This is a genomic window from Streptomyces murinus (genome assembly GCF_002154555.1).
Lineage (GTDB): Bacteria > Actinomycetota > Actinomycetes > Streptomycetales > Streptomycetaceae > Streptomyces > Streptomyces murinus.
In genome coordinates, this window is sequence record NZ_MUNF01000231.1 from 1 (window position 1) to 8,171 (window position 8,171).

An 8,171-nucleotide genomic window follows, 5' to 3' on the forward strand; every position below is an offset into this window, starting at 1 on the left:
GGTCGCGCCCGAGCAGATCCACCTCTACGGCTGCGCCGCCGTCGAGGCCACCGCCGAGGGCGACGTGGTCAGGATCAGCGGCCTGGTCGAGAAGCCCGACCCGGCCGACGCCCCCTCCAACTACGCGGTCATCGGCCGCTATGTGCTGGCCCCGCAGATCTTCGGTGTCCTGCGCGAGACCGAGCCGGGCCGCGGCGGCGAGATCCAGCTGACCGACGCGCTCCAGCAACTCGCCACCGACGAGAAGCTGGGCGGCCCGGTGCACGGCGTCGTCTTCCGCGGCCGCCGCTACGACACCGGCGACCGCGGCGACTACCTGCGCGCCATCGTCCGGCTCGCCTGCGAACGCGAGGACCTGGGCCCGGAGTTCCGGACCTGGCTGCGCGGTTACGTCGGCCAGGAGCTGACCGAGGGCTGATCCGGCCCCCGCAGCGGATACCACAGAGGGCGGGCCCGGAGGATTTCTCCTCCGGGCCCGCCCTCTGTCATCGGCTCTGTTTCAAACCGTCATCGGCTCTGCTCAGAACGGCTCGAAGTCGTCGAACTCCCGGCCGGCCTCGTCCCGTTCGGCGTCCCGGTCCCGGCGGCGCTGGGCCGCGGGGCGGGGTGCCTCGAAGCGGTGGTCCTCGCCGCGGCGGCCGAGCATCTCGGCGCCCGCCGTGACCGACGGCTCCCAGTCGAAGACGACCGCGTTCTCCTCGGGGCCGATGGCGACGCCGTCGCCGCCCCGGGCGCCCGCCTTCATCAACTGCTCTTCCACACCGAGGCGGTTGAGCCGGTCGGCGAGGTAGCCGACGGCCTCGTCGTTGTTGAAGTCGGTCTGCCGCACCCAGCGCTCGGGCTTCTCGCCGCGCACCCGGAACAGCGGCTCGCCGTCGGTCCCCTCACGGGTGACGGTGAAGCCGGCGTCGTCCACGGCCTTGGGCCGGATGACGATCCGCGTGGCCTCTTCCTTGGGCTTGGCCGCACGCGCCTTGCCGACCAGCTCACCGAGGGCGAAGGACAGCTCGCGCAGACCGATGTGGGCGACCGCCGACACCTCGAAGACGCGGTAGCCGCGAGCCTCCAGGTCGGGGCGGACCATCTCGGCGAGGTCCTTGCCGTCGGGCACGTCGATCTTGTTCAGGACGACGATGCGGGGCCGGTTGTCGAGACCGCCGTACTGCCGCAGCTCCTCCTCGATGATGTCGAGGTCGGAGAGCGGGTCGCGGTCGGACTCCAGGGTCGCGGTGTCCAGGACGTGCACCAGCACGCTGCACCGCTCCACATGCCGCAGGAACTCCAGGCCCAGGCCCTTGCCCTGGCTGGCGCCCGGGATCAGTCCCGGCACGTCGGCGATGGTGTAGACGGTGGAGCCTGCGGTGACGACACCGAGGTTGGGCACCAGGGTGGTGAAGGGGTAGTCCGCGATCTTCGGCTTGGCGGCGCTGAGCACCGAGATCAGCGAGGACTTGCCGGCGCTCGGGTAGCCGACCAGCGCCACGTCGGCGACGGTCTTCAGCTCCAGGACGATGTCCTGGAGGTCCCCGGGCACACCGAGCAGCGCGAAGCCGGGCGCCTTGCGGCGGGCCGAGGACAGCGCCGCGTTGCCGAGGCCGCCGCGGCCGCCCTGTGCGGCGACGTACGACGTCCCCTGCCCGACCAGGTCGGCGAGGACATTGCCCGCCTTGTCGAGCACCACGGTGCCGTCCGGGACCGGCAGGATCAGATCCTGGCCGTCCTTGCCCGCGCGGTTGCCGCCCTCGCCGGGCTTGCCGTTGGTGGCCTTGCGGTGCGGGGAGTGGTGGTAGTCGAGCAGCGTGGTGACCGACTGCTCCACGGTCAGGATGACGTCACCGCCACGCCCGCCGTTACCGCCGTCCGGGCCGCCCAGCGGCTTGAACTTCTCACGGTGGACGGAGGCACAGCCGTGGCCCCCGTTACCCGCGGCGACATGCAGTTCGACGCGGTCCACGAAGGTGGTCATGGTTCAGTGCCTCCAGAAATTACGGGTATGTCTAGGTACTAACACGCGAAAGGCGGACCCGCCTTCCCGAACGGGAAGTGAGGTCCGCCTCGCGAAACGTTCGATGCCGAATCAGCTGATTCAGGCGACCGGAACGATGTTCACGACCTTGCGGCCACGGTGGGTACCGAACTCCACCGCGCCCGGCAGCAGGGCGAACAGGGTGTCGTCGCCGCCACGGCCGACACCGGCGCCGGGGTGGAAGTGGGTACCGCGCTGGCGGACCAGGATCTCACCAGCGTTGACGACCTGACCGCCGAAGCGCTTCACGCCGAGCCGCTGGGCATTGGAGTCGCGACCGTTCCGGGTGGACGATGCGCCCTTCTTGTGTGCCATGTCTTCTCAGTCCCTTACTTCGCAGCCGTGGGGATCGACGTGACCTTGATCGCCGTGTACTGCTGGCGGTGGCCCTGCCGACGGCGGTAGCCGGTCTTGTTCTTGTAGCGCAGAATGTCGATCTTCTGGCCCTTGTGGTGGTCCACGACCTCGGCCTGGACCTTGATGCCGGCCAGCACCCACGGGTCGCTGGTCACAGCGTCGCCGTCGACAACGAGCAGGGTCGAGAGCTCGACCGTGTCGCCAACCTTGGCGGTGGAAATCTTGTCAACCTCAACGATGTCGCCGACAGCAACCTTGTGCTGGCGACCACCGCTGCGCACGATGGCGTACACGCGGATCTCTCTTTCGCTCGAAGAAACGGCACCCCCGCAGGCCAGCCACCCGGCATACGCATGGGCGACCTCTCCCGGCCGGCCTAGCGTCCGGGAGGAACAGGTTTACGGGGATGTGGCGGGCTCTATGACACGCCGACGGTCAAGGTTACGGGCCGGGGCCGTAGGGGTCAAACTGGGCGTCCGGCGGCGGCGACGTACCCGGCGTACGCCTCCGCGATCCCCTCGGCGGACAGCCCGAGGTGCTCCAGGATGGTGTAGCGGCCCGGCCGGGTCTCCGGCGCGAATGCCACGGCCCGTACGAACTCCTCGTCGCTGAAGCCGATCTCCTCGGCCACCACGGGCAGCCCGTGCCGGCGCAGGCCCTCCACGATCAGCCGGGAGCCGTCGTGGTCGCCGCGCAGATACGTGGCGAACGCGGCGCCGAGGCCCACCTGTTCGCCGTGCGCGGCGGCCCGGCGGGGGTAGAGCAGGTCCAGCGCATGGCTGATCTCGTGGCAGGCGCCCGAGGAGGGCCGGGTGTGCCCCGCTATCGACATGGCGATACCGGTCAGCACCAGCCCCTCGGAGAGCACGGTGAGGAACCCGTCGTCGCCGCAGCCGCCGGGGTGCCGCAGCACCGCCTCGCCGGCCTGGCGGGCCATGGCCGCGGCGAGACCGTCGATCTTCTCGCCGTTGACCCGGTGGTCCAGTTCCCAGTCCGCGACCGCGGAGATGTTGGACAGGGCGTCCCCGATCCCCGAGCGCACGAAGCGCAGCGGGGCCTCGCGGATCACGTCCAGGTCGATGAACAGGGCGATGGGCGCGGGCACTCCGTAGGAGCCGCGCCCGGCGTCGTTGTCCAGGTTGGACACGGGCGAGCAGATGCCGTCGTGCGAGAGGTTCGTCGGCACCACGACCAGGGGCAGCCCGATCCGCGCCGCGGAGTACTTCGCACAGTCGATGATCTTGCCGCCGCCGATGCCCACGACCGCGTCGAAGTCGCCGGACTTCATCCGGTCGGCCAGGTCGACCGCCTCGTCCAGGGTGCCGCCGCCCACCTCGAACCAGGTGGCGGCGGGCAGCGAGAGGGCGAGGCGTTCGCGCAGCTGGGCGCCGTAACCGCGGCTGACGGCGACGGCGAGCCGCCCCGAGTCCGAGATGCGCTGGTCGGCGAGCACGCCCGCCAGATCGTCCAGGGCACCCGCGCGGATGTCCATGACGATCGGCGAGGGGAACAGCCGGGTCAGTACCGGCATGCGATCTCCCGCCCGCGGGCGAGGTCCTCGTGGTTGTCGATCTCGACCCAGTCGACGTCGCCGATGGGCGCCACGTCGATCCGGAAGCCGCGGTCGACCAGCTCCTGGTAGCCGTCCTCGTAGTACAGCTGGGGGTCGCGCTCGAAGGTCGTGCGCAGGGCGTCGGCCAGCTCCTCGGCGGCGTCGCCCTCGATCAGGGTCACGCCGATGTACTCGCCGGTCGCCTCGGCGGGGTCCATCAGCTTGGTGATCTTCGTCATGCCCTTGGCGGGGTCGACGACGACCTTCATCTCCTCGTCCGCCAGGGACTTCACGGTGTCCAGCGCGAGGATGATCTTCTTGCCGTCGCCGCGGGCGGCCAGCAGCGTCTTCTCGACCGAGACCGGGTGCACGGTGTCGCCGTTGGCGAGGATCACACCGTCCTTGAGCGCGTCGCGCCCGCACCACAGGGAGTAGGCGTTGTTCCACTCCTCGGCCTTGTCGTTGTCGATGAGCGTCAGCTTCAGGCCGTACTTCTCCTCGAACTCGGCCCGGCGCGCGTAGACGGCCTCCTTGCGGTAGCCGACGATGACCGCGACCTCGGTCAGCCCGATCTCCGCGAAGTTGCCCAGGGTCAGGTCCAGGACGGAGACGGCCTCGGGCGCGTCCTGCGCGCCGACCGGCACCAGGGCCTTGGGCAGGGTGTCCGTGTAGGGGCGCAGTCGCCGTCCGGCGCCGGCCGCCAGCACGAGGCCTATCATCGCGGTTCTCTCCTTCGGTTCAGGGGGGCGGGCCGAGGACGCGATGCCCCGGACCCGCCGAAAAAGCAGGTGCGGCCCTCTCCTCGCGGACAGGACCGCACCCAGACGTGCCGGTGACCGGTCAGTCGACGGAGGCCGACTGCGGGGTCGCCGCGGTCTTCTTCGCCGCCGTCTTCTTCGTGGCGGCCGCCTTCTTGGCCGTCGTCTTCTTCGCGGCGGTCTTCTTGGCGGCGGTCTTCTTCGCCGCCGTCTTCTTGGTGGCCGCCTTCTTGGCCGTGGCCTTCTTGGCCGCCTTGCGGACGGTCTTCTTGGCCGGAGCCTCCTCGGTGGGGGCCTCCGCCGCGGGCGCCTCCTCCGCGGCCGCCGGGACGACCACGACGGCCGTCTCCTCGGACGCGGTCGGCGCGGCCGTCTGCCGCACCGCGCGACGGCGCGGGCGGGCCGGCGCGGCGCTCTCGGCGGGCGCCGGCGCCTCCTCGGCGGCGGGCTCCGCCACCGGGGCCGCGGGCGCGGTCTCGGCGACGGTCACCACGGTGGCCTCGGCACCCGCGGGGGAACCGGCAGGTGCGGACACCTTCCGGGTCGCCCGACGGCGGGTACGGCCCTTGGGCGCCTCCTCGGCGGCCTCGGGGGCCGGCACCACCTGGTCCTCGACGGCGGCGGGCTCGGCCAGCGCCTCGGCGGCCGGCTCGGGCCGCACCGGGCGGGCCGCGGCCTGTTCGGCGGTGACGTCCTGCGCGGTCGGCACGGCGGCCTCGGCGCCGGCGTGCTGCGCGACGTCCTGCTCGGCGTCGGTGTCCTGCGTCCGGGCGGCCTTCCTGGCGGACTTCTCCGCCTTCGGCGCGCCCGCCGGGGCCGACGCGCGACGGCTCGCCCGGCGGCGGGAACGGCCGCGACCGGCCGCCGCCTCCGCCTCGGCGACGCTGCTGTACAGCTCCTCGTCCGGCGCGAACTCCGGGGGCGTGAGGGCGACCGGCTCGGCGATCTCGGCGGCCACCTCGGCGGCCGTCTCGATCTCCGGCTCGACGCTCTCACCGCTGTCCACGGCGACCGCGGCGGTCTCGTGCACATGCTCGTGCTCGTGCGGCTGCTCCTGCGCGTCGCCGCCGCGGCCGCGCTTCTTGCGCTTGCCGCCGCCACCGGCGGAACCGGGCTGCTCCATGTGCACGATGACACCGCGGCCGTTGCAGTGCACACAGGTCTCGGAGAAGGACTCCAGCAGACCCTGGCCGACCCGCTTACGGGTCATCTGCACCAGGCCCAGCGAGGTCACCTCGGCCACCTGGTGCTTCGTACGGTCGCGGCCCAGGCACTCCAGCAGACGGCGCAGCACCAGGTCGCGGTTGGACTCCAGGACCATGTCGATGAAGTCGATCACGATGATGCCGCCGAGGTCGCGCAGCCGCAGCTGGCGCACGATCTCCTCGGCCGCCTCCAGGTTGTTCCTGGTGACCGTCTCCTCCAGGTTGCCGCCCTGGCCGGTGAACTTGCCGGTGTTGACGTCGACGACGACCATCGCCTCGGTCCGGTCGATCACCAGCGAACCGCCGCTGGGCAGCCAGACCTTGCGGTCCAGCGCCTTGGCGAGCTGCTCGTCGATCCGGTAGGTGGCGAAGACGTCGACCTCGGAGGTCCACTTCGACAGGCGGCCCGCGAGGTCGGGCGCGACGTGCGCGACGTACCCGTGGATCGTCTGCCAGGCCTCGTCACCGCTGACGATGACCTTGGAGAAGTCCTCGTTGAAGATGTCGCGCACGACCCGGACGGTCATGTCCGGCTCGCCGTAGAGCAGCGTCGGCGCGTTGCCGCTCTTGGCCTTCTTCTGGATGTCCTCCCACTGCGCCTGGAGCCGCTCGACGTCGCGGCGCAGCTCGTCCTCGCTCGCGCCCTCGGCGGCGGTGCGCACGATGACGCCCGCGTCCTCGGGGACGATCTTCTTGAGGATCGTCTTCAGCCGGGCCCGCTCGGTGTCGGGCAGCTTGCGGCTGATGCCGGTCATGGAGCCCTCGGGGACGTACACGAGGTAGCGGCCCGGCAGGGAGACCTGGCTGGTCAGACGCGCGCCCTTGTGCCCGATCGGATCCTTGGTGACCTGCACCAGGACCGACTGCCCGGACTTGAGGGCGGATTCGATGCGCCGCGGGCCGTTGCCCATGCCGAGCGCGCCGAAGTTGACCTCACCGGCGTACAGCACGGCGTTGCGGCCCTTGCCGATGTCGATGAAGGCGGCCTCCATCGACGGCAGCACGTTCTGCACCTTGCCGAGGTAGACGTTGCCGACGTACGACGTCGACTGCTCCTTGTTGACGTAGTGCTCCACGAGCACGTTGTCCTCAAGGACGCCGATCTGCGTGCGCTCGCCGTGCTGGCGGACGACCATCACCCGGTCGACGGCCTCACGACGGGCCAGGAACTCGGCCTCGGTGATGATCGGGACACGGCGGCGGCCCTGCTCACGGCCCTCGCGGCGGCGCTGCTTCTTCGCCTCCAGACGGGTCGAGCCCTTGATGGACTGCACCTCGTCGGACGGCTCGCTCTGCTTGCGCGGCTCGCGGACCTTGACGACCGTACGCTCCGGGTCGTCGGAGGACGGCTCGCCGTCCGCGGCGGACTCACCGGCACGACGACGGCGACGACGACGGCGACGGCTGCCGGCGCTGGAGCCACCCGACTCCTCGCCGTGCGCCTCCTCGTCGTCCTCTTCCTCCTGCTCGGCGGTGTCCTCGGCGTCCTGCGCGGCCTGCTCGGCGGCCAGCTCCTCGGACTCCTCGCCGCCCTCGCCCTCGGCGGCGTCCCCGCGACGGCGGCGACGGCCACCCCGGCGGCGACGGCGGCGCGAGGAGGACTCCTCGTAGCCCTCGGCGTCCTCGGCCTCGCCCTCGGCGCCCTCCGGCTCCTCGTCCTCGTCCTCGGCGGCGGCCTCGACGACCGGGGCCTCCTCCACGCGCTCGGCGCGGCGGCGACGACGACGACGCGAACCGGCCTCGGGGCGCTCCTCGGTGTACTCCGCGCGCTGCTGCGGCTCCGCGGGCTGCTCGGCCTCGACGGGCTCGGCGGGCTCAGTGGCTCCCGCGGCGGCCTCGGCGGCGGCCCGCTCGGGGGTCTGGAAGCGCGGCTCGGCGAACACCGGTGCCTGGAAAACGGCGACGGCGGGACGGGCCGGACGGCGCGAGCCCTCCTCGGCCCCGGCGCCGCGCGCGGGCTCGGAGAACCCGGACGCGGGGCGCACGGACCGGCGCCGGGCGCGGCGCGGGGCGGGGGTCTCGGCGGCCCCGGACGCCTCGGCGGCGGCCGGGACGGCCTCGGCGGCCGGCGCTGGCTCGGTGGTGTGCGTGGTGACGGGAACCTCCGGGGTGTGCGCGGCCTCGGCGGGGGCGCTCTCGGGCGCGGTGACCCGGCGGGTGGCGCGACGGCGGGCACGGCGCGGGGCGGCGTCCTCGCTCTCGGCGCTCACGGCGCTCTCGGCGGCGGGGGCCTGCGCCTCGACGGCGGGCTCGGCGACCGACTCGGCGACCGG

7 protein-coding genes are annotated in these 8,171 nt (G+C 72.2%); 1 reads left to right on the plus strand and 6 read right to left on the minus strand.

The genetic code is table 11. The annotated features are described in order from the left end of the window. Nucleotides 1-418, plus strand: a 418-nt coding sequence (locus tag CCN72_RS15595; RefSeq protein WP_244174242.1) for a sugar phosphate nucleotidyltransferase, incomplete at its 5' end; no start/stop codon positions are given. 102 nt (nucleotides 419-520) lie between these two features. Here CCN72_RS15595 and obgE read toward each other — a convergent pair. The 6 genes from obgE to CCN72_RS15625 form a co-directional block, all read right to left on the minus strand. Further along, nucleotides 521-1,966, minus strand: a complete 1,446-nt coding sequence (gene obgE, locus CCN72_RS15600) for a GTPase ObgE (RefSeq protein WP_086808031.1) — start codon at nucleotides 1,964-1,966, stop codon at nucleotides 521-523. 120 nt (nucleotides 1,967-2,086) lie between these two features. Then, nucleotides 2,087-2,341, minus strand: a complete 255-nt coding sequence (gene rpmA / locus CCN72_RS15605; RefSeq protein WP_030779398.1) for a 50S ribosomal protein L27 — start codon at nucleotides 2,339-2,341, stop codon at nucleotides 2,087-2,089. A 14-nt stretch (nucleotides 2,342-2,355) separates the two neighbouring features. Continuing rightward, on the minus strand, nucleotides 2,356-2,676 hold the full coding sequence (rplU, locus tag CCN72_RS15610; RefSeq protein ID WP_009188585.1) for a 50S ribosomal protein L21: 321 nt from the start codon (nucleotides 2,674-2,676) through the stop codon (nucleotides 2,356-2,358). 170 nt (nucleotides 2,677-2,846) lie between these two features. Next, on the minus strand, nucleotides 2,847-3,914 hold the full coding sequence (locus CCN72_RS15615) for an iron-containing alcohol dehydrogenase family protein (RefSeq protein ID WP_167408681.1): 1,068 nt from the start codon (nucleotides 3,912-3,914) through the stop codon (nucleotides 2,847-2,849). After that, entirely contained in the window at nucleotides 3,902-4,654 is a 753-nt protein-coding gene (locus CCN72_RS15620) for a phosphocholine cytidylyltransferase family protein (RefSeq protein WP_086808032.1), read from the minus strand. The genes CCN72_RS15615 and CCN72_RS15620 overlap by 13 nt, the downstream gene beginning before the upstream one ends. Before the next feature lie 121 nt (nucleotides 4,655-4,775). Further along, nucleotides 4,776-8,171: Rne/Rng family ribonuclease (locus CCN72_RS15625; RefSeq protein ID WP_086808033.1), on the minus strand; the 3,396-nt coding region annotated here is incomplete at its 5' end.